At 67.1% G+C, this 21,363-nt stretch carries 16 protein-coding genes and 1 tRNA gene; 5 read left to right on the top strand and 12 right to left on the bottom strand.

The genetic code is table 11. The annotated features are described in order from the left end of the window. Positions 1 to 31: 31 nt before the first annotated feature. Positions 32 to 1,843: a 5'-nucleotidase C-terminal domain-containing protein gene (locus ACFRMN_RS17090; protein ID WP_383019822.1), complete on the bottom strand. Its 1,812-nt coding sequence runs from the start codon at positions 1,841 to 1,843 to the stop codon at positions 32 to 34. A gap of 176 nt (positions 1,844 to 2,019) precedes the next feature. On the opposite strand from ACFRMN_RS17090, the gene ACFRMN_RS17085 reads away from it, so the two are divergent. Further along, positions 2,020 to 2,850 (top strand): SIMPL domain-containing protein, encoded by an 831-nt coding sequence (locus ACFRMN_RS17085; protein WP_383019819.1) that lies wholly within the window; start codon positions 2,020 to 2,022, stop codon positions 2,848 to 2,850. 109 nt (positions 2,851 to 2,959) lie between these two features. Beyond that, positions 2,960 to 4,393, top strand: a complete 1,434-nt coding sequence (gene pyk, locus ACFRMN_RS17080) for a pyruvate kinase (protein ID WP_383019817.1) — start codon at positions 2,960 to 2,962, stop codon at positions 4,391 to 4,393. An 8-nt stretch (positions 4,394 to 4,401) separates the two neighbouring features. Here pyk and ACFRMN_RS17075 read toward each other — a convergent pair whose 3' ends face one another. Both ACFRMN_RS17075 and ACFRMN_RS17070 read right to left on the bottom strand, forming a co-directional pair. Then, positions 4,402 to 5,193, bottom strand: coding sequence for a helix-turn-helix domain-containing protein (locus ACFRMN_RS17075; protein WP_383019814.1), 792 nt, complete (start codon positions 5,191 to 5,193; stop codon positions 4,402 to 4,404). 109 nt (positions 5,194 to 5,302) lie between these two features. After that, positions 5,303 to 5,377 (bottom strand) — tRNA-Leu (locus ACFRMN_RS17070). A 100-nt stretch (positions 5,378 to 5,477) separates the two neighbouring features. On the opposite strand from ACFRMN_RS17070, the gene ACFRMN_RS17065 reads away from it, so the two are divergent. Beyond that, complete coding sequence (locus ACFRMN_RS17065) at positions 5,478 to 6,134, top strand: ANTAR domain-containing response regulator (RefSeq protein WP_030353609.1); 657 nt, start codon at positions 5,478 to 5,480, stop codon at positions 6,132 to 6,134. 158 nt (positions 6,135 to 6,292) lie between these two features. On the opposite strand, the gene ACFRMN_RS17060 is transcribed toward ACFRMN_RS17065, so the two are convergent. The 9 genes from ACFRMN_RS17060 to ACFRMN_RS17020 all read right to left on the bottom strand — a co-directional run bounded on the left by ACFRMN_RS17060 (position 6,293) and on the right by ACFRMN_RS17020 (position 16,496). Continuing rightward, positions 6,293 to 7,009: an ABC transporter ATP-binding protein gene (locus tag ACFRMN_RS17060; protein ID WP_383019810.1), complete on the bottom strand. Its 717-nt coding sequence runs from the start codon at positions 7,007 to 7,009 to the stop codon at positions 6,293 to 6,295. Then, on the bottom strand, positions 7,006 to 7,899 hold the full coding sequence (locus tag ACFRMN_RS17055) for an ABC transporter ATP-binding protein (RefSeq protein ID WP_383020117.1): 894 nt from the start codon (positions 7,897 to 7,899) through the stop codon (positions 7,006 to 7,008). The genes ACFRMN_RS17060 and ACFRMN_RS17055 overlap by 4 nt, the downstream gene beginning before the upstream one ends. Before the next feature lie 5 nt (positions 7,900 to 7,904). Beyond that, positions 7,905 to 9,605: a branched-chain amino acid ABC transporter permease gene (locus ACFRMN_RS17050; protein WP_383019808.1), complete on the bottom strand. Its 1,701-nt coding sequence runs from the start codon at positions 9,603 to 9,605 to the stop codon at positions 7,905 to 7,907. Positions 9,606 to 9,610: 5 nt separating this feature from the next. Then, complete coding sequence (locus ACFRMN_RS17045) at positions 9,611 to 10,543, bottom strand: branched-chain amino acid ABC transporter permease (protein WP_383019805.1); 933 nt, start codon at positions 10,541 to 10,543, stop codon at positions 9,611 to 9,613. Positions 10,544 to 10,642: 99 nt separating this feature from the next. Next, positions 10,643 to 11,872, bottom strand: a complete 1,230-nt coding sequence (locus ACFRMN_RS17040; protein WP_383019803.1) for a branched-chain amino acid ABC transporter substrate-binding protein — start codon at positions 11,870 to 11,872, stop codon at positions 10,643 to 10,645. A 388-nt stretch (positions 11,873 to 12,260) separates the two neighbouring features. Continuing rightward, positions 12,261 to 12,728, bottom strand: a complete 468-nt coding sequence (locus ACFRMN_RS17035; protein WP_383019801.1) for a hypothetical protein — start codon at positions 12,726 to 12,728, stop codon at positions 12,261 to 12,263. A 187-nt stretch (positions 12,729 to 12,915) separates the two neighbouring features. Beyond that, positions 12,916 to 13,413 carry a hypothetical protein gene (locus ACFRMN_RS17030; protein ID WP_383019798.1) on the bottom strand — a complete coding sequence of 166 codons (498 nt, stop codon included), beginning with the start codon at positions 13,411 to 13,413 and terminating at the stop codon, positions 12,916 to 12,918. A gap of 191 nt (positions 13,414 to 13,604) precedes the next feature. Next, positions 13,605 to 14,087, bottom strand: a complete 483-nt coding sequence (locus tag ACFRMN_RS17025) for a PaaI family thioesterase (protein WP_383019795.1) — start codon at positions 14,085 to 14,087, stop codon at positions 13,605 to 13,607. A gap of 144 nt (positions 14,088 to 14,231) precedes the next feature. Next, positions 14,232 to 16,496, bottom strand: a complete 2,265-nt coding sequence (locus ACFRMN_RS17020; RefSeq protein ID WP_383019793.1) for an FdhF/YdeP family oxidoreductase — start codon at positions 16,494 to 16,496, stop codon at positions 14,232 to 14,234. A 204-nt stretch (positions 16,497 to 16,700) separates the two neighbouring features. Between ACFRMN_RS17020 and polA the strand changes: the two genes are divergently transcribed. Further along, positions 16,701 to 19,409, top strand: coding sequence for a DNA polymerase I (gene polA / locus ACFRMN_RS17015; RefSeq protein WP_383019790.1), 2,709 nt, complete (start codon positions 16,701 to 16,703; stop codon positions 19,407 to 19,409). Between the two features lie 217 nt (positions 19,410 to 19,626). Next, positions 19,627 to 21,318 carry a lytic transglycosylase domain-containing protein gene (locus ACFRMN_RS17010; RefSeq protein ID WP_383019787.1) on the top strand — a complete coding sequence of 564 codons (1,692 nt, stop codon included), beginning with the start codon at positions 19,627 to 19,629 and terminating at the stop codon, positions 21,316 to 21,318. Positions 21,319 to 21,363: the final 45 nt, after the last annotated feature.

Genomic DNA, 21,363 nt, shown 5'->3' with positions numbered 1-21,363 from the left:
GACGTACGCCGACCGAAGCCGGCGCGACCGGTCAGAAGACCGGCGTGCCGTCCCGCGTCAGCTTCCAGTCCACCGAGGCGAACGTCGCCGGATCGACCGTGCCCGCCGACTGCACCCACCCGATGATCGTGTTACGGATCTCGTCCGAATTGGCCCACAGCTGCTGCGCGGCGGCCACATGCGGGAAGTTCCCGCCGCCGTTCGCCCGGTAGTTGTTGACGGCCAGTACGAACTTCGCCGCCGGGTCCAGATCCTTCCCCTCGAACCTGAGGTTCACGATCCGCGACCCGGCCGGCTTCGCGATATCGATGTCGTACGTCAGCCCGGACACCACGTCATAGTTGTAGTCCGGCGTGTTGTCGGCGTTCGTCAGCTTCGACGTATCCACCGGCCCACCCGCCGCCGTCTGCACGTAATACCTCGCCGAGAACTCCAGATACGCCCTGATCTGCGCACCGGTCAGCAGCCGCGCCTCCATCGTGTTCTCGAACGGGTACAGCCCCGCCGCATCCTTGATCGTCACACTGCCCGCCGGGATCGCCGCCGTACGCGAGAAACACGACGCCTGCGACAGCACCGGCAGCGCCGCCCACTCGCCACCCGCCAGCGCCGCCTTCACCGTCTCCGTCTGCACATGATTGATCAGATCGATGATCGGCTCGTCCTTCCACGGCGCGTCGACCGTGGACATGGCGGCCGTCGACGTACCGATCACCTGATTCACATACGCCACGACCTTGCGGTGCTCATCGGAGAGCAACCCGGTGATCTTCTTGTCCTCGGGAACCGTATTGGAGTTGAGGACCTGCGAACCGACCTTCTCGACCGTCCAGGAGCCACGCTCCCACACCAGATCGAAATCGAAGAGCGTCAGCCGCTGGCCCCACTTCAGCGGCTCGGACAGGACGACATCCTTGCCCGTCTTCTTGTTGACCACCCGGCGCTCCGGGATCTCGGCGTGCGCGTGCCCGACAAGAATCGCGTCGATCCCCGGCACCTGCTCCGCCACCAGCGTCGCGGCGTTCTCCACATACGGCACCTGATCGCCCCACGACGACGTCCCGCTCGTACCGGAGTGCGCGGAGACGATAACCACATCCGCACCCATCGAACGCAGCTTCGGCACCCACTTCGCGGCCTGCTCCTCCAGACCCGGGAACGTCATCTTGCCCTGAACATTCGCTTTGTCCCAGATCGCGATGCCCGGGTTCGTCAGCCCGAGGATCGCCACCCGCACATCACGGCCGTGCGGCGTCCGCAGCTTCTTGATCACATACGGCGCGAAAGCCGGCTTCAGCGTCTTCGCGTCCAGCGCGTTGGCGCCCAGCAGCGGAAAATGACACTGCTCCTCGAACTTCCGCAGCACCGGAATGCCGTAATTGAACTCGTGGTTACCGAGCGCCGCCGCGTCATAGCCGATCGCGTTCATCGCCTGCGCCATCGGATGGACCGGACCACGCTTCGCCGTGATCGGGTCGACCTTGGCGTAGTAGTACGACAGCTGAGTGCCCTGGATGGTGTCACCCGCGTCGATCAGCAGCGTGTTCTCGCGGCCCTTCTCCTTACGGATCCGGTCCACCAGCGTCGAGATCTTCGCCAGCCCGACATCATTGTGGGCGGAGTCGTCGAACTCCTTGTCGGTGAAGTAGTCCCAGTTGAAGACATTGCCATGCAGATCAGTGGTCCCCAGCACAGTGAACGAGTACCGCTTGCGCGGACCTCCATGGACCGGACCATGAGCCTGACCGGTGGCCTCCGCCGGTATCGTCGCCCCGCCCACCAGCGCCACACCCGCGCCGGCGACAGCCGAACTGCCCAGGAACGTCCTACGGTTCAGCGGCATTTCCTTCTCTTCTCCCTCGAAACATTGCACAACGCGCGTAGATTCTGGCTCAAACGAGACGTCGGCAACACCCCCACAGGGTTTCGATCAGATGACTGCCGGTCGTCGCACCCGACAGCCGCACCCCGGATGCGAGAGTGGAGACGAAGCCGCAGCCATCCCCGAGGGAGCCGCCCATGACCACCGCCGAGACACCGACCCCCACCGACACCCCGTCCCCCGCCGACACCCCGACCCCCACCGACACGCCGACCCCCACCGACACGCCGACCCCCGCCACGCCCTACGCGACCCCCGCCACGCCCTACGGAACCCCCGACACACCGAGAGTCGCCGTACGCGGCGAAGCACAGCTGGAGGTCGACCCGGAGATCGCCAGAATCGGCGTCGCCGTCAGCGCACGCGGCACCGACCGGCGCACCGCCCTCGACGACCTCACCCGCCGCAACGGACAAGTCCTCACACTCGTCAAGTCCTACGGCGACGCCGTCGAGAAACTGGAAACCGGAGCATTCTCCATCAGCCCCGAACTCACCAAACACGGCCGCGGCGAACGCGTCCGCGCATACCACGGCCGGGTCCACCTCACCGCCGAACTGACCGACTTCACCACCCTGGGCGAACTCACCACCCGCCTCGCCGACCTCGAACTGACCCAGGTCAGCGGACCCTGGTGGACCCTGCGCCCCGACTCACCGGCCCACGGCGACGCCCGGCGCCAAGCCGTACGGGACGCCGTCCAGCGCGCCCGGGAATACGCCGAAGCCCTCGGCGCCCAGCTCGCCGCCCTGGTCGAGCTGGCCGACCTCGGCGCCGAGAACACCGCCACGTACGGACTGCCACCCGCGCCCGGCAGCCTACGCAGCCGCAGCGGCTACGCCACCGCCGAAACAGCCGACGCACAACCCGTCCTCGACCTCGAACCACAACGCCAGACCGTCTACGCGCAGGTGAACGCGCGCTTCACGATGACCCCACCCGATTTGACGCCGAAGAAATGCTCATAGGAGCACCCCCGCGCCCATTCAAGCCTTGTCAATAACCCTTCACGCAAAGGTTGTTGAGTAGTCATGCGGCGCCAATTCCCTACCGGCCGGTAAGCCCTACTCTCGATATATGCGCCGAGCAAAGATCGTCTGTACCCTGGGGCCCGCCACCGACTCGTACGACCAGATCAAGGCACTGGTCGAAGCCGGAATGGACGTCGCCAGACTCAACCTCAGCCACGGCACCTACGCCGAGCACGAGGAGCGCTACCAGCGCGTACGCGAAGCCGCGGAAGAAGTCGGCCGCAGCGTCGGAATCCTCGCCGACCTTCAAGGTCCGAAGATCCGCCTCGGCCGGTTCCGCGAAGGACCCGTACTCCTTGAACGCGGCGACGAATTCACCATCACCGTCGAACCCCTCGAAGGCGACCGCCACACCTGCGGCACCACCTACGAAGGACTCGCCGCCGACGTCACCACCGGGGAGCGCATCCTCGTGGACGACGGCAAAGTCACCCTCGAAGTCACCTCCGTCGAAGGACCCCGCGTCCACACCCTCGTCATCGAGGGCGGCATGGTCTCCGACAACAAAGGCCTCAACCTCCCCGGCGTAGCCGTCTCCGTCCCCGCACTCTCCGACAAAGACATCGAAGACCTGCGCTGGGCGCTACGCGCCGGCGCCGACGCCATCGCGCTCTCCTTCGTACGCAACGGCGACGACATCAACGACGTCCACCGCATCATGGACGAAGAACGCCGCCGGATCCCCGTCATCGCCAAGATCGAGAAACCGCAGGCCGTCCAGAACATCGACGCCATCGTCGCCGCATTCGACGGCATCATGGTCGCCCGAGGCGACCTCGGCGTCGAAATGCCCCTGGAACAGGTACCGATCGTCCAGAAACGCGCCATCAAGCTCGCCAGGCGCAACGCCAAACCCGTCATCGTCGCCACCCAGATGCTCGACTCGATGATCGACAACTCCCGCCCCACCCGCGCCGAGGCCTCCGACGTCGCCAACGCGGTGATCGACGGCACGGACGCGGTGATGCTCTCCGGCGAGACCAGCGTCGGCAAATACCCCATCGAGACCGTCAAGACCATGGGCCGCATCGTCGAAGCCGCCGAGGAAGACATCCTCGCCAAGGGCCTCCCCCCGATCACCGAGAGCAGCAAGCCCCGCACCCAGGGCGGCGCCGTCGCCCGCGCGGCGGCCGAGATGGGCGACTTCCTCGGCGCGAAATTCCTGGTCGCCTTCACCCAGTCCGGCGACACGGTCAAGCGCCTCTCCCGCTACCGCTCCCCGATCCCCCTGCTCGCCTTCACCCCGGACCCCGCCACCCGCGCCCAGCTGAACCTCACCTGGGGCGTGGAAGCCTTCCTCGGCCCGCACGTCGACTCGACGGACGCCATGGTCGCCCAGGTGGACGACCATCTCCTGAAGATCGGCCGCTGCGACAAGGGCGACATCGTCGTCATCACGGCGGGCTCCCCGCCGGGCGTCGCGGGCTCCACGAACCTGGTGCGCGTACACCACATCGGCGAGGACGACAGCCCGAAGTAGCCGGGGCGTCAGTACTTGGGCCCGACGCGCGCGTCCATGAGGGCGACAGACGCGCGCTTGGCGATGGAGATGTTTTCGACGGCGCGGCGCTGGTTGGCACGCTTCCACTCGACGCCGACCGCGTCGAGGGCGTCGGTGAAGAGCCGCAGGATGTCGGCGGAGGCGTTGGAGAAGAAGTAGCGCGGGTACTCGTATCGCTTGCGCTCGCCGCCGATGATCTTCTCCGTCCAGTTGGTGATGCGGCAGCCGTCGGAGTGGATCAGGCCGCGTATGAATTCCCACGGGTGCTCGTTGACGATCGTCTGTTGCCATGCTTCGAGGACGATCGCCCGCTCATGTTTCTTGCCCAGTCCGTGTTGGGGGAACAGGCAGGGCAGGTGCTTGAAGTAGACCTTGATGTTCTGGCAGCCCTTGCGGCGCAGGCGACACGTGGCGTTGTGCGGGAACACAGCCCGGAGGGCCGCCTCTGCCGCGTCCTGCAGCCCAGGCCACGCGTCGTCCATCGTGACCATCAGGCTCGGGACCTTGTGCTTGGCGTAGTGGCTGATGTGGCCGTCACCGAGGTACAGGCCCAGCAGGTACGCGTATGCGGCCCTGTCGAGCGGGCGGTTGTCGCAGATCGGGCAGAGTAGCGAAGGGCGTGTGGCTACGGGCTCACCGCGCTTCTTGCGGTCTTCGTGCCGCCACCAGCTGACCGTTCCGCGTGGGACGTTCAGGCGCTCGGCCACGGCGCGATTGGTCACGCCGCGTCTTAACAGGGCGACTGCTTCTTCGCGTTTCGAAGGGTTGTGCCGTTCCATAGCGGGAGCTTCTCTGGATCTTCACCGCCGCGCCCGTAATCCAGGGCGCGTTCACCGCGAAGGGTGAAGATCGCCTGCTTGGTGATCCACCTTGGAATCAAAGGAAAAGTGCCCCGGGTGGGACTCGAACCCACACTGAATGCTGTTTGAGAGCATTGCCTGCTGCCGATTGGGCTACCGGGGCTCACGGAATCAAAGGTTTTGCCAGACCCGCTGCACGACCACAATACCGCAGCTCGGTAGGCTCATGGGGAGCAGCACCCTGTCTGGAACGAGGAGCCCCCGTGACCGCCCCCGAGTCGCCCCAGCCCGTCGACGATGACGACAAGTCGCACGTTCCGCCGCTGACGACCCGTGTCGTCATCGCCGAGGACGAGGCCCTGATCCGTCTCGATCTCAAGGAGATGCTTGAGGAAGAGGGTTATTCGGTCGTCGGTGAGGCCGGTGATGGTGAGCGGGCTGTGGAGCTCGCGCGGGAGCATCGGCCGGATCTGGTGATCCTGGATGTGAAGATGCCGGTTCTGGACGGGATCTCCGCGGCCGAGAGGATCGCGGAGGAGTCCATCGCGCCGGTGCTGATGCTGACCGCGTTCTCGCAGCGTGATCTGGTGGAGCGGGCGCGGGATGCGGGGGCGATGGCGTATCTCGTGAAGCCGTTCAGCAAGAGTGATGTGGTGCCGGCCATTGAGATGGCGGTGTCGCGGTTCACGGAGCTGAAGACGCTGGAGCGGGAGGTCGCGGATCTGACGCTGCGGTTGGAGACGCGGAAGTTGGTGGACCGGGCGAAGTCGGTGTTGCAGACGCAGTACGGGCTGACGGAGCCGGCGGCGTTCCGGTGGATTCAGAAGACGTCGATGGATCGTCGGATGTCGATGCAGCAGGTGGCGGAGGCGGTTATCGAGGATGCGGCGGAGAAGAAGGCGGCGAAGGGCGGCCAGTAGGCCTGTAGGCCTGTAGGCCTGTAGGCCGGCGCCCGTAGGCCGGCTGGCCGGTAGCCCTGCGGCTCGCGCGCACGGGATCGTACGTACGTCAGGAGGCCCGCCCCCGTTTTTCTCGGGGCGGGCCTCCTGATGTGGTTCCGTCGGGTGCTTGTGCCTGGTCAGTCCTCGCCCAGGTAGGCCTTGCGTACGGATTCGTCGTGCAGTAGGTCCTGTCCGGTGCCGGAGAGGACGATTTTGCCGATTTCCATGACGTGGCCTTGGTCGGCGAGGGAGAGCGCCGCTTGGGCGTTCTGTTCGACGAGCAGGATCGTTGTGCCCTGCTGGCGTAGCTCGACGATGGTTTCCATGATCTTCTGCATCATGATCGGGGAGAGGCCCATGGAGGGTTCGTCGAGCATGAGCAGTTTGGGTTGGGACATGAGGGCGCGTCCCATGGCGAGCATTTGCTGTTCGCCGCCGGAGAGGGTGCCTGCGGCTTGCTTTCGTCGTTCGCCGAGGATGGGGAAGAGGTCGTAGGCGCGTTGGATGTCTTTTTCGATGCCGGCTTTGTCGGTTCGGAGGAATGCTCCGAGCTGGAGGTTTTCCGTGATGGTGAGCCGGGGGAAGATGTGTCGGCCTTCGGGGGAGTGGGCGAGGCCGAGTGCGACGATTTTGTGTGCGGGGACGCCTGTGAGGGGTTTTCCGTCGAAGGTGATGCGTCCGCCGGCGGGTTTGAGGAGTCCGGAGAGGGTGCGCAGGGTGGTGGTTTTGCCTGCGCCGTTGGTGCCGATGAGGGTGACGACTTGGCCGGCTTCGACGCTGAAGGAGATGCCTTTGACGGCCTCGATTTTGCCGTAGGCGACTTTGAGGTCTTCGACCTCCAGGAGTGCGGTCATTTCGCGTCCCCTTCTGAACCGGTGGTGCTGGTGTCGCTGGTGTCGCTGTGTGCGTCGGCTTCGGCTGCTTCGACTTCGGCGACTTCTTCGGCGCCGGGGGCGCCTTCGAAGGGGGTGCCGAGGTAGGCGGCGATGACGCGTTCGTCGCCTTGGACGACTTCTGCGGTGCCTTCGACGAGTTTTTCGCCTTGGACGAGGCAGGCGACGCGGTCGCAGAGGTTGAAGATGAAGCGCATGTCGTGCTCGATGACGAGTACGGCGATGCCTTTGTCGCGGATGGCGAAGACGAGGTCTTCGGTGACGCGGGTTTCCTGGGGGTTCATTCCGGCGGTGGGCTCGTCGAGGAGCAGGAGGCCGGGGTCGCTGGCGAGGGCGCGTGCGATTTCGAGCTTGCGTTGTTCGCCGTAGGGGAGGTTGCGGGCGAGGTGGTCGGCTTTGTGTTGGAGGCCGATGAATTCGAGGAGTTCCATGGCGCGCTCGTGGGAGGCGGCTTCGGCTTTTTTGAAGCCGGGGCCGCGTAGGAGTGCGGACCAGAGGCCTTCTTTGGTTCTGGTGTGGCGTCCGACGAGGACGTTTTCCAGGACGGTCATGTTGGCGAAGAGCCTGATGTTCTGGAAGGTGCGTGCGATGCCTGCCTGGGTGACCAGGTGGGGTTTGGGCGGCAGGACGGTGCCTTTGTAGCTGACTTTGCCTTCGGTGGGTACGTAGAGCCCGGTGAGGCAGTTGAAGAAGGTGGTTTTGCCGGCGCCGTTGGGGCCGATGAGGCCGACGATTTCGCCGCTGCTGACTTGGAGGTCGACGGAGCGTACGGCGGTGAGTCCGCCGAAGCGCATGGTGACGCCGCTGGCGTCGAGCACGGTGGTCGGGGTGCTCGTGGTCGTGGTGGTCATGTCGTTCACGCCCCCGCCTTGGCGGTGCTGACGCCCGCGCCGGGTTTGCCGTCGGTTACGTCGAGTTGGTCGGTCTCGTGGTATTCGAGTTGTGCGCGCCGGTTGGCGATGAGTCCTTCGGGGCGGAAGCGCATGAGGAGGATGAGCGCGATTCCGAAGCCGAGGAGTTGGTAGTCCTGGAGGAACTGGAGTTTCGCCGGGATGAGGTAGAGCAGTGAGGCGCCGATGAGGGGGCCGCTGATGGTGCCCATGCCGCCGAGGATGACGGCGGCGAGGAGGAAGGCGGAGTTCGGCGGTACGGGTCCGGCGAAGACGTACATTTCGGGGACCACGGTGTGCTGGACGTGTGCTTGTACGGTGCCGGCGAGGCCGGCGAGGGTGGCGCCGAGGGCGAAGGCGATGAGTTTGACGCGGAAGCCGTTGATGCCCATGGCGGTGGCGGCGGTTTCGTCTTCGCGGATGGCGACCCAGGCGCGGCCGATGCGGGAGTTGCCTGCCCGGCTGAAGACGATCACCACGAGGATCATGGCGAGCAGCATCAGCAGGTAGTAGTTGGCGTAGGAGCCGAGTTCGAAGCCGAGGACGGTGTGGGATTCGCCGAAGTTGTACCCGAAGAAGTCGAGGTCGGGGATGTTCGGGACGCCGTTGGGGCCGTTGGTGATGCGGGGGCCGGAGACTCCGTCGAGGTTGCCGACGGCGATGCGGAAGATTTCTCCGAAGCCGAGGGTGACGATGGCGAGGTAGTCGCCGCGCAGTCGCAGGGTGGGTGCGCCGATGAGGACGCCGAAGATGAGTGAGACGACGGCGCCGGTGAGGACGGCGGCCCAGAAGGGGAAGTGCACGTCGAAGACGGATGCGGTGGTTCCGGAGACGAGGGCGGCGGTGTAGGCGCCGACGCCGAGGAACGCGACGTATCCGAGGTCGAGGAGTCCGGCGAGGCCGACGACGATGTTCAGTCCGAGGGCGACGGTCGCGAAGATGAGGATGTTGACCGCGATCAGGGTGAACTGGTCGGTGTTCTGGGTGAAGGGGAAGGCCGCGGCGGCGACGAAGGCGGCCGAGACGGCGATCATCCGGTATTTGGTGGTGAGCCCGTTGAGTCGGGCGATGAGGCCGGCTTTGAAGAGCGCGGTGGCGGCGAATCCGACGGTGAGGAGGTAGCCGGTGAAGAGTTCGGCGTATTCGGTGTCGATGCCGTAGGTGAAGACGAAGAGCCCGATGGCGAACGCGGCGACGATGATCAGGATTTCTGCCCAGGAGGGGAGTTCCTTGGGCCGCGTGGCTTTGCGGGTGTCGTCGGGCAGCAGGAAGGCGGCGACGACGGGGATGACGGTGACGACTGCCGCGACGAATCCGCCGGGGTCGAGGTTGACGATTCCGCCGAGTTCGACGGCGATGGCGATGACGGTGAACCAGGTGGTGGCCAGGCCGCCGAGGGCGAGTAGCTGGAGCGCTTTGGTGGAGCCGGTGGGGGTGAGCCAGCGTAGGCCTTTGATGCCGAGTGCGGAGAGCGCGAAGAGCGCGGTGAGCAGTCCGGCGGTGAGGGTGAGGAGCTGGAGGCCGCCGGGGTAGCCGTAGACGGTGAGGTCGCCGGGGAACTCGGTGGTGTAGGTCCAGGAGAGGAATGTGCTGGCTGTGGTGGCGATGCCGCCGGTGAGGGCGAGTACGCGAAGCCGCGTGGTGCGGGGGGAGGCTGTGTCGGTCATAGTTCTCACGCCCGATCCGCGACGCGCTCACCGAGCAGGCCTTGTGGCCTGACGAGGAGTACGACGATGAGAAGTACGAACGCCCAGACGTTGGCCCAGGCGCCGCCGCCGAGCTGTTGCATGCCGGGGATTTCTTCGATGTAGGCGATCGACATGGCTTCGGCGAGGCCGAGTACGACGCCGCCGACCATGGCTCCGTAGATGTTGCCGATGCCTCCGAGGACGGCGGCGGTGAATGCCTTGAGTCCGAGGAGGAAGCCCATTTCGAAGTTGATCTGGCCTTTGTCGAGTCCGTAGGCGACGGCGGCGACGGCGGCGAAGGCGGCGCCGATGGCGAAGGCCATCACGATGATGCGGTCGGTGTTGATGCCCATGAGTTTGGCGGTGTCCCGGTCTTGGGACGTGGCCTGCATGGCGCGTCCGCTGCGGCTCTTGGAGACGAAGATGCCGAGGGCGAGCATGCACAGGGGGGCGAGGACGAAGATGAACGCGTCGGCTCGCTGGATGTAGAGGTTGTCTGTCAGCTGGAAGGATTCACCCTTGAATTCGGGGAAGCTGACGGCTTTCTTGGCGTCGGGGTAGAAGGCCCAGACGAGCTGCTGCAGTGTGATGGACAGGCCGATCGCGGTGATCAGCGGTGCGAGCCTGGGTGCTCCGCGCAGGGGGCGGTAGGCGAAGCGTTCGGCGGCGGTGGCGACGGCCACCGCGGCTATGGCGCCACCTATGATCATGAGCGGGATCGCCACCAGCAGGGAGGTTCCGCCGGGGAGCCAGGTGTAGGTGGTGAGGGCACCGAAGCCCCCGATCATGAAGATCTCGCCATGGGCGAAGTTGATGAGCTGGACGATGCCGTAGACCATGGTGTACCCGATGGCGATCAAGCCGTATAGGGCACCGAGGGCAAGGCCGTTGGCCAGCTGTTGCGGCAGTTCGTTCACCGCAGGGCCTCCGATGAGCGTGTCGGATATGACACCGCGCGAGGGCGCTGTTGCGCCCTCGCGCGGTCCGGTCGTGTTGTGGGGGTTGTGTCCGGGAGGTCAGTCCTCGAATGTGGCGCTCTTGACGTCCTTCCAGGCGCCGCCTTCGACCTTGTAGACGGTGAGCTGCTTGTTGGTGGTGTCGCCGTATTCGTCGAAGGAGACCTTGCCGGTCACACCGTCGAAGCTGACGTCGCTGGTGGCCTTGAGGACCTGTTCGCGGGCGTCGTCGGGGAGCTTGCCGTCGTTGGCGGCGACGACGGCCTTGACGGCCTGGATGATCGTCCAGCCGGCGTCGTAGGAGTAGCCGCCGTAGGCCGCGTAGGGGTCCTTGTAGTTCTCGGCCGCGTAGTCGGCGATGAACTTCTTGGCGGTGTCGAGCTTTTCCACGGGGTAGCCGATGGAGGTGGCGAAGTCTCCGTCGTTGGACTCACCGGAGGCGGAGATGAAGTTCGGGTCGTAGACGCCGTCGCCACCCATGGTGGGGATCTTGGCGCCGGTCTTCTTGATCTGGTCGGAGAGCAGACCGCCTTCGGGGTACTGGCCACCGAAGTAGACGGAGTCCGCGCCGGAGGCCTTGACCTTGTCGGCGGTGGAGGAGAAGTCGGTTTCCTTGACGGTGACGTGGTCGGTGCCGACGACTGTGCCGCCGAGGCGCTTGAACTCTTCGGAGAAGATCGCGGCGAGGCCGGCGCCGTAGGTCTGCTTGTCGTCGACGACGAAGACCTTCCGCTTCTTGGCGTCGTTGTAGTAGTACTGCGCGGCGAATTTGCCCTGGACGACGTCCGTGGCGGCCGTGCGGAAGTACGACGCGAAGGGGCGCTTCAGGTCGCCCTTGGCCCAGTTGTCGCCCTGGCTGAGCGCCGGGTTGGTGTTGGCGGGGGAGACCTGGACGAGCTTGGCGGTGTTGAAGAGGCCCTGCATGGACTGGGCGACGCCCGAGTTGAGCGGGCCGACGACGCCGAGGACGTCTTTGTTGCCGACGAGCTTGGCGGCGTTGGCCTGGCCGGAGGCCGGGACGGCCTGGTCGTCGAGGGCTTCGATCTTGAATTCGACGCCGGGGACCTCGTTGGTCTTGTTCGCGGTCTTGGCGGCGAGGTCGACCGAGTTCTTGATGCCCTGGCCGAGTGCGGACAGTGAGCCGGTGAGCGGCGCGTCGACACCGATGACGACGGTTATCTTGTCGCTTGCGCCGGTGCTCTTGCCTTCGTCGCGAGAACCACAAGCGGTGAGTGTGAGCGCTCCCGTGGTGATCACGGTGGTGAGGATGAGCAAGGAACGGTGTCGCACGGTGAATCCTTTCCCTGGCGCGGCCTCCTCTGCTGAGGTGCCGTTCGCGTTCGCCGGGACACGGGTGGAGTCGCGTGGTGCGCACTGAGTGCGTGCCTGGCGGCGCGGTGACTGGCCGTGACTCTAAGCGCAGGTGAGGGAGTCGTGGAGTGGTGCGCGAAGGATGTGACTGTCTTGTTATGCCGGGGCCAACGCTTGGCGGCTACAGTCTGGATAAATGGGGTGTTTCCGTGCTTTCTCAAAACGACCACATGGTGAGAACTTGCAGTTCCGCTAAGGTACTTGGGCCTGTTTTGGTGCTGACCGTTCAATCGGGCACGGGAGGGAGGGGAAGCGGGCAGCGGGGGTGTTTGTGTGGGCAGTGTAAGAGTCGTCGTTCACGTGTTTGTTACACAGCGTGATGTCGGGCGGGGGTCCGGGGGTGGTGTCCGGGCGGTGTCCAGTCCGATTCACGCCAGTTCTCCGAGCTGCCGGTGGCGCCGTTCGTGGCGGCGCACCGTTCCGCGGTCCCGCGGTCGATCAGGGCTTCCGCCGCCGCGCTGCCGTGCTTCACCCGCTCGGCGCGCGCCGCGGCCACGACCTCTTCGTGGATGGCGTACTGCTCATTGGACAGCCCCTTCTGTTCCCAGTCGAGCCCTGCCCACTCGGAGCCCTTGAGGGCTTCCTTCGCCCAGTACGAGACGAGTGCGGTGCAGAGCTCGGCGGGGGTGGTGCGGTGTGCCGCGGGGGTGGCGTCCCTGTCGGGCGCTGCGCTCCCGCCGCCGCAACCGGTCAGCGCGCCGCCGAGGAGGGCGGCGCAGAGTGCGAGCGAGCATCGGGCGGCCGGGCGGAGCCCGCACTGTCCGGCCGTGGTCATGGGCGCAGGGTAGGCGGTGCTCCGGGCATCCACAAGGGCGCGTACGGGCATTCCCGTACGCGCGCGTCCTCGCGGAAGGGGCGGGTGGGCCGGGTGCTCCGGCCGCCTTCCTCGCCACGGGAAAGGCGCCGCCTGTAGTGAAGGGGCCCTTCACTACAGGCGGTTTTTGCCGGCGAATGTGCGGCGATCAGGTCTCTATCAACCAGTCGGTGCATGAGTTCAGGAGAGTGTCCCCCTCGAACCTGGCGACCTGTAGGCCGACATTGATGAGTCCCGAGGAATACTCGGCGTAAGTGGTCCAGCTCTTCACCGTGCCCTCGCCGCCGGTATTCTGTCGCCATTGGAAGTTGACGGGGGTTCCACCGATCGTTTTGCCCACGACTCGAATTCTGACGTGATGTCCGTCGGCCAGGGAGTCGTAGACGGCGATGGTGACGTCTACTCTTTTGTCCTGCGAATGGAATGACGGGGTCGTGAGCGATCCATTGGCCCCGGTCGTCGCACATGCCGCGGTGTCGACGGCCACGCCGTCGGGTGCCGCGTGGGCCGGACTCGCCGCTCCGGCGATGACGAATACCGAGGAAATCGTGCCGAGCGCCGTCGCTTTGATTCGATTTCGCAAATCAACCTCCGCAGATTCTTTGTTCGACCGGTTGATCTTATGAAGGTGAACGGACGCTGTCAATCACTTAAATGCAGCACATCGCTGCGCTGTGTGACGGGGCAATTTGGCCGGATATTTCACATTCTCTTGGTGATCGTCTCTGTTATGAAGCAATTCCTTTATCCGCGACATCAGGTAAGTGTGCGGGGTGTCCCGGACCGGGAATTGCCGATGGACCTCGGGCTCGTCCGGGCCTCGGGCTCGTCGCAATGTCAGGCGGAGCGCTCCGGGGATCCGGCGTCGCGCAGCAGGCAGGTCAGCCGGGCGGTGCAGACCCGCTTGTCCCGCTCGTCGGTGATGACGATCTCGTACGTCGCGGTGGACCGGCCGCGGTGGACGGGGGTGGCGACGCCCGTGACCAGTCCGCTTCGTACGCCCCGGTGGTGGGTGCAGTTGAGGTCCACGCCCACGGCGAGCTTGCTCGCGCCGCCGTGCAGCATGGCGCCGACGGAGCCGAGGGTTTCGGCGAGCACGGCGGACGCGCCGCCGTGCAGCAGCCCGTACGGCTGGGTGTTGCCCTCCACCGGCATGGTGCCGACGACGCGTTCCGCGGCGGCCTCGACGATCCGCACCTCCATGCGGGCGCCGAGATGGCCCGCCGAGAAGAGCGCGGGCAGATCGACGCCGAGCGCGGCGTATTCGTCGATGACTTCCTGAGGGAACTTCGGGAACTTCGTGGAGGGCTGCTCACCCATGGGCCCGGCTCCGATCGGCTGCGGTGATGGCGTACGGGGGGACGTGGCGTACATGACGTATGTACGTGCTCTGTGCACCGTCTTATCAGACGGCTGAGCAAACGCTTAGCCCCGCCCGTTCATTCCGCCGCTCGCAGCGCACGGCTACTCGAAGCGCACCACGACGGACTTGCTCGTCGGGGTGTTGCTCGTGTCGGCCGTGGCATCGAGCGGCACCAGCACATTGGTCTCCGGGTAGTAAGCGGCCGCGCAGCCGCGGGCGGTCGGGTAGTGCACCACCCGGAAGCCCGGGGCCCGGCGCTCCACACCGTCCTTCCACTCACTGACGATGTCGGTGAACGCGCCGTCGGCGAGCCCGAGTTCGCGCGCGTCGTCGGGGTTGACCATGACGATGCGGCGGCCGCCCTTGATGCCGCGGTAGCGGTCGTCGAGACCGTAGATGGTGGTGTTGTACTGGTCGTGCGAGCGCATCGTCTGGAGCAGCAGCCGCCCCTCGGGCAGCTTGGGGTACTCCACGGGCGCGGCGGTGAAGTTGGCCTTGCCGGTGGCGGTGGGGAAGCGGCGCTCGTCGCGCGGGGCGTGCGGCAGTTCGAAGCCGCCGGGGCGGGCGACCCGCGCGTTGAAGTCCTCGAAGCCGGGGACGACGCGCGCGATCCGGTCGCGGATGTTCGCGTAGTCCTTCTCGAAGTCCTCCCAGGGCGTGGTCGAGGCGGGGCCGAGGACGGCGCGCGCCATGTTGGTGATGATGGCGGGCTCGGACAGCAGATGGGTGCTGGCGGGCGGCAGGTTGCCGCGCGAGGCGTGCACCATGCCCATGGAGTCCTCGACGGTGACGATCTGCTTGACGCCGGCCTGGATGTCCTTGTCGGTGCGGCCGAGGGTGGGCAGGATCAGCGCGCGTACGCCGGTCACCACGTGCGAGCGGTTGAGCTTGGTGGACACGTGCACGGTCAGCCGGGTGTTACGCATCGCGGCCTCGGTGACCTCGGTGTCGGGTGTCGCCCCGACGAAGTTGCCGCCCATGGCGAAGAAGACCTTGGCGTCGCCGTCGCGCATCGCCTCGATGGAGCGCACCACGTCGTAGCCGTGGTGGCGGGGCGAGGTGATGGAGAACTCCCGGTCCAGGGCGTCGAGAAAGGCCGGGTCGGGCCGCTCGAAGATGCCCATCGTGCGGTCGCCCTGCACATTGGAGTGTCCGCGCACCGGGCAGACCCCGGCGCCGGGGCGGCCGATGTTGCCGCGCAGCAGCAGGAAGTTGACGACTTCGCGGATGGTCGGCACGGAGTGCTTGTGCTGGGTGAGGCCCATCGCCCAGCAGACGATGGTGCGCTTCGAGGCGAGCGCCATCTCGGCGGCTTTTTCGATCTCGGCCCGCTGGAGGCCGGTGGCGACAAGGGTCTCGTCCCAGTCGGCGGCGAGCGCGGCGGCCCTGAACTCCTCGTACCCGTGGGTGTGTTCCTCGATGAACGCGTCGTCGACGGCGCCGGGGGTCTCCAGGACGAGTCTGTTGAGCAGCCGGAACAGCGCCTGGTCGCCGCCGATGCGGATCTGGAGGAAGAGATCGGTGAGGGCGGCGCCCTTGATCATGCCGAGCGGGGTCTGCGGGTTCTTGAACCGCTCCAGGCCGGCTTCGGGCAGCGGGTTCACCGAGATGATCTTCGCACCGGCCGCCTTGGCCTTCTCCAGCGCGGAGAGCATCCGGGGGTGGTTGGTGCCCGGGTTCTGGCCGGCGACGATGATCAGGTCGGCCTTGTGCATGTCTTCGAGGGAGACGCTGCCCTTGCCGATGCCGATGGTCTCCGAGAGCGCGGAGCCGGAGGACTCGTGGCACATGTTCGAGCAGTCGGGCAGGTTGTTCGTGCCGAACTCGCGCGCGAAGAGCTGGAGGAGGAACGCGGCCTCGTTGCTGGTGCGCCCCGAGGTGTAGAAGCAGGCCTCGTCGGGTGACGCGAGGGCGTTGAGCTCCTCGGCGATGATCGCGAAGGCGCGCTCCCAGCTGATGGGTTCGTACTGGTCGGCGCCCTCGGGCAGATACATCGGGTGGGTGATCCGGCCCTGCTGGCCGAGCCAGTAGCCGCTCCGCTCGAAGAGATCCGATACGGGGTGCTCGGCGAAGAACTCCGGGGTGACCCTGCGTATGGTCGCCTCTTCCGCGACGGCCTTGGCGCCGTTCTCGCAGAACTCGGCGGTGTGCCGGTGGTCGCCCTCGGGCCAGGCGCAGCCGGGACAGTCGAAGCCGTTCTTCTGGTTGACCTTCAGGAGTGTCCGCGCGGTCCGGCGCGTACCCATCTGCTGGTGAGAGATGAGCAGGGAATGCGCGACCGCGGGAATCCCCGCCGCGGCGTGCTTGGGGGCCTTTACCTGCGGCGAATCCTGGACCGGATCGCCTGCCGGCGGCTTGCTGGCCATCACGCTCTCCTATGAACTCAGTGAGGCTGAATCCGATTGTCTACAGTAGACAATCCTCTCACGCCTCTGTGGCCACGATACGTCCGGCCCATGTCTGACTCGTCACGCGCGGAGGGCGGATGGGGACGGGGCGGAGTGGGTACGGGGGCGTCGCGGACAGTCCGGCGGCCGGGATTGTCAGTGCGACGTGGCAGGATCGGGTACGTGGCTGAGACAGCGTCGAAGAAGACCGTAGACAACCGTCCTCGCCTGCTCCTCATGGACGGGCACTCCCTGGCGTACCGGGCGTTCTTCGCGCTGCCCGCGGAGAATTTCACGACCGCGACCGGCCAGCCGACGAACGCCATCTACGGCTTCGCGTCGATGCTGGCCAACACATTGCGTGACGAGTCGCCCACGCATTTCGCCGTCGCTTTCGACGTGTCCCGCAAGACCTGGCGCTCCGAGGAGTTCCCGGAGTACAAGGCCAACCGCTCCAAGACGCCCGACGAGTTCAAGGGGCAGGTGGAGCTGATCGGCGAGCTGCTGGACGCGATGCGCGCGGACCGGTTCGCGATCGAGGGGTTCGAGGCGGACGACGTCATCGCGACGCTCGCCCGCCAGGCCGAGGCCGCGGGCTTCGAGGTGCTGATCGTCACCGGCGACCGGGACTCGTTCCAGCTCATCAGCGAGCACACGACGGTGCTGTACCCCACCAAGGGCGTCTCCGAGCTGACCCGCTTCACCCCGGAGAAGGTCCAGGAGAAGTACGGACTGACGCCGTCGCAGTACCCGGACTTCGCGGCCCTGCGCGGCGACCCGTCCGACAATCTCCCCGGCATCCCGGGCGTCGGTGAGAAGACCGCCGCGAAGTGGATCAACCAGTTCGGCTCGTTCGGTGAACTGGTCGCGCGCGCCGACGAGGTGAAGGGCAAGGCCGGGCAGAACTTCCGGGACCATCTGGAGTCGGTCAAGCTCAACCGCAGGCTCACGGAGCTGTCGTGCGATGTCGAGCTGCCCAAGACCCCGCGGGAGCTGGAGCGCGCCCCGTACGACCGTACGGCCCTGATCGGCGTGCTTGAGGTCCTGGAGATCCGTAACCCCAGCCTGCGCGAGCGGCTGCTCGCGGTGGATCCCGGCGCCGCCGAGGACGAGGCCCCGGCGCCGGCCGCGGGGGTGGAGCTGGACGGCTCGGTGCTGGCCTCCGGCGAGCTGGCGCCCTGGCTCGCGGAGCACGGCGCGCAGCCGCTGGGTATCGCCACCGCCGACACCTGGTCGCTGGGGACGGGCAGCGTCAGCGAGGTCGCGCTCGCCGCGGCCGGCGGCGCGGCGGCCTGGTTCGACCCGACGCGGCTGGACGAGGCGGACGAGCGGGCCTTCGCGGCCTGGCTCGGCGACGAGGCCCGGCCCAAGGTCATGCACAACGCGAAGGGCGCGATGCGCGTCGCCCCCGAGCACGGCTGGCGGGTCGGCGGCGTCACGATGGACACCGCTCTCGCCGCCTATCTGGTCAAGCCCGGCCGCCGCTCCTTCGCGCTGGACGCCCTCGCCGTCGAATACCTGGGCCGGGAGCTGGCCCCGGCCACCGCCGACGGACAGCTCGCCTTCGGGACGGACGAGCAGGCCGAGGCCGAGGCGCTGATGGCACAGGCCCGCGCCGTCCTCGATCTGGGTGACGCCTTCACCGAGCGGCTGGGCGAGGTCGGTGCCACCGGACTGCTCCAGGACGTGGAGCTGCCCACCTCCGAGCTGCTCGCGCGGCTGGAGCGGCACGGCATCGCCGCCGACCGCGCCCATCTGGAGGCCATGGAGCAGCAGTTCGCGGGCGCCGTGCAGCAGGCCGTGAAGGAGGCGCACGCCGCTGTCGGCCATGAGTTCAACCTCGGCTCGCCCAAGCAGCTCCAGGAAGTCCTCTTCGGTGAGCTGGGCCTGCCCAAGACGAAGAAGACCAAGACCGGTTATACGACGGACGCCGACGCGCTCGCCTGGCTGGCCGCCCAGACCGAGCACGAACTGCCGGTGATCATGCTGCGCCACCGCGAGCAGGCGAAGCTGAGGGTCACGGTCGAGGGCCTGATCAAGACGATCGCGGCAGACGGCCGGATCCACACGACGTTCAACCAGACGGTGGCGGCGACCGGCCGGCTCTCCTCGACCGACCCCAATCTGCAGAACATCCCGGTCCGCACCGACGAGGGCCGGGCGATCCGGCGCGGCTTCGTCGTCGGTGAGGGCTACGAATCGCTGATGACGGCCGACTACAGCCAGATCGAACTGCGCGTGATGGCCCATCTCTCCGAGGACGCCGGGCTGATCGAGGCCTTCACCTCCGGTGAGGACCTGCACACGACGGTCGCCTCCCAGGTCTTCGGCGTGAAGAAGTCCGCGGTCGACCCCGAGATGCGCCGCAAGATCAAGGCGATGTCGTACGGACTGGCCTACGGACTCTCGGCGTTCGGGCTCTCGCAGCAGCTGAACATCGAGGCGGCCGAGGCGCGCGCCCTGATGGACACGTTCTTCGAGCGCTTCGGGGGCGTACGGGACTATCTGCAGCGCGCGGTCGTGGAGGCCAGGGCCACCGGCTATACGGAGACGATGCTCGGCCGCCGCCGCTATCTCCCGGACCTCAACAGCGACAACAGGCAGCGACGCGAGATGGCCGAGCGGATGGCGCTCAACGCCCCCATCCAGGGCACCGCGGCGGACATCGTCAAGGTCGCCATGCTCAACGTCGACCGTGCGATGACCAAGGCGGGACTGACGTCCAGGATGCTCCTCCAGGTCCATGACGAAATCGTCCTGGAGATCGCGCCGGGCGAGCGCGAGCCGGTGGAGGAGCTGCTGCGCCGCGAGATGTCGGCAGCGGTCGAACTGCGCGCGCCGCTGGATGTGTCGGTGGGTGTCGGCGGGGACTGGGAGTCGGCGGCGCACTGACGGGTGATGCCGGGGGCCGTCCGCGGCCGGCGATGCCCTGACGATGAAGCCCGAGGTGCCCTGGGGGAGGGGCCTTTCGGGCATCAGGGCGACTCACAGGTGGCGAACTGGTGAAAAGCGGTCAGTGACCAGTGTGCTGGGGCCAGGAGTTGACATAGGGTCGCCTGAGTCCTCGCGCGGGGAGCGCGAACAGCCGTCCACGGGAGGGGCCAGACATATGTCCGCGCTATTCGGCAGGCGCCTGCGCAGAGGAGCGACCACCACCGCGGTGGCCGCCGCCGCGATCGCGGCCCTCTCCGCTTCCCAGGCACCGGGCGCCATCCCCTCCGACGCGAGTGCGGGTGGAGCCCGGTCGGCTGCCGACGCGAATCCGCCCGGCGACTCGTCGGCCACCGGCGACTCCCCGTACTACACCGAGCTTCCGCCGCTCACCACGCCCGACAAGCCCGGCACCTCGATCGACCTGCCGGCCATCAGCACAGGCCCGGCGGAAGCGGGCATACCGGCCTCGGTGCTGGCCGCCTACAAGCAGGCGGAGCAGTCCCTCGCGGAGACCAAGCCCGGCTGCAACCTGCCGTGGCAACTGCTCGCCGCCATCGGGAAGGTCGAGTCCGGCCAGGCGCGCGGCGGCCGGGTGGACGCCAATGGCACCACGCTGTCGCCGATCCTCGGCCCGGTGCTCAACGGCGTCGGCTTCGCGAACATCTCCGACACCGACGACGGCGCGTACGACGGCGACTCCACACACGACCGCGCGGTCGGCCCGATGCAGTTCATCCCGTCCACCTGGGCCACCTGGGGCCGGGACGCCAACGGCGACGGCCGCAAGGACCCCAACAACATCTACGACGCGGCGCTCGCGGCGGGGGAATACCTCTGCCACGCGAACCGCGATCTCTCGGTCGACGCCGATCTCCGGCAGGCGATCCTCAGCTACAACCGCTCGCAGGAGTATCTGAACACCGTCCTGAGCTGGTTGGAGTACTACAACAAGGGCACGCACGAGGTCCCGGACGGTACGGGCGTGCTGCCCGTCGGCACCGGCCCCGCCGACCCGGGCCCCTCACCCAGCCCGACCCCGACGCCCAGCCCCGACTCGACGAAGCCGCCCAAGCCCAACACCCCGTCCACCCCCGGCACCGGCCCGTCCAAGCCGGGCGGCGGAGGCTCTACCCCCCCTTCCCCGGACCCCACCCCGCCCACCCCGAAGCCCGTCGTCAAGCGGATCGAGAAGACCGGTACGGGCACGCTCACGGCCATGGCGGGCAGCCAGTTCACGGAGCGGGCTTCGGTACGCGCCGTGGACGCGGCCGGTGAGCCCGTCGCGGACGTCCCGGTGCGGTTCGAGATCGTCGGCGACATCGACGCCCGCTTCACGGCCGGCAAGTCGGCGCTGACCCTCATCACCGACGAGGACGGCATGGCGAGCGCCCCGCCCGTCGAGGCGGGCGAGCAGACCGGCGAGTTCACGATCCGGGCCACCGCGGACGTCAAGAACGTCGCGGGCGTCGAGTACACCGCGTCGGTCACGGCCCGCCAGGCGGACGGACTCACCAGTACCGGCGACAAGGAGCTGACGGCCGCGCCCGGCACGGAGTTCGAGGACCAGGTCTCGGTCAAGGCCACATACGAGGGAGCGGCCGCGCCGGGTGTCGCGGCGACCGCCACCATGATCACGGCCGCGGGCGGCTCAGCCCCGCGCGCCGACGGGCCCTACTTCAAGGACGCGGACGGCAATCCGATCCGTGAGCTGACGGATCTGAAGACGGACGCCGACGGCGCCCTCCAGCTCCCGAAGATCTACGCGGATGACACGACAGGCACCTTCCTGCTCCGTATCGAGACCGAGGGCGGCGCGACGCTGACCGTCGAGCTGAAGGTCACCGCTCCGCCGGCGGACACCCCGTAGGAGGCGCCGCCTCAGAGGCACCGAACGCCGCCGCCCTCCGCGCGA

The organism is Streptomyces sp. NPDC056835 (assembly GCF_042789485.1).
Lineage (GTDB): Bacteria > Actinomycetota > Actinomycetes > Streptomycetales > Streptomycetaceae > Streptomyces.
Note: the sequence above shows the minus strand (reverse complement) of the source record. Positions and strands in the feature narration are given on the sequence as shown.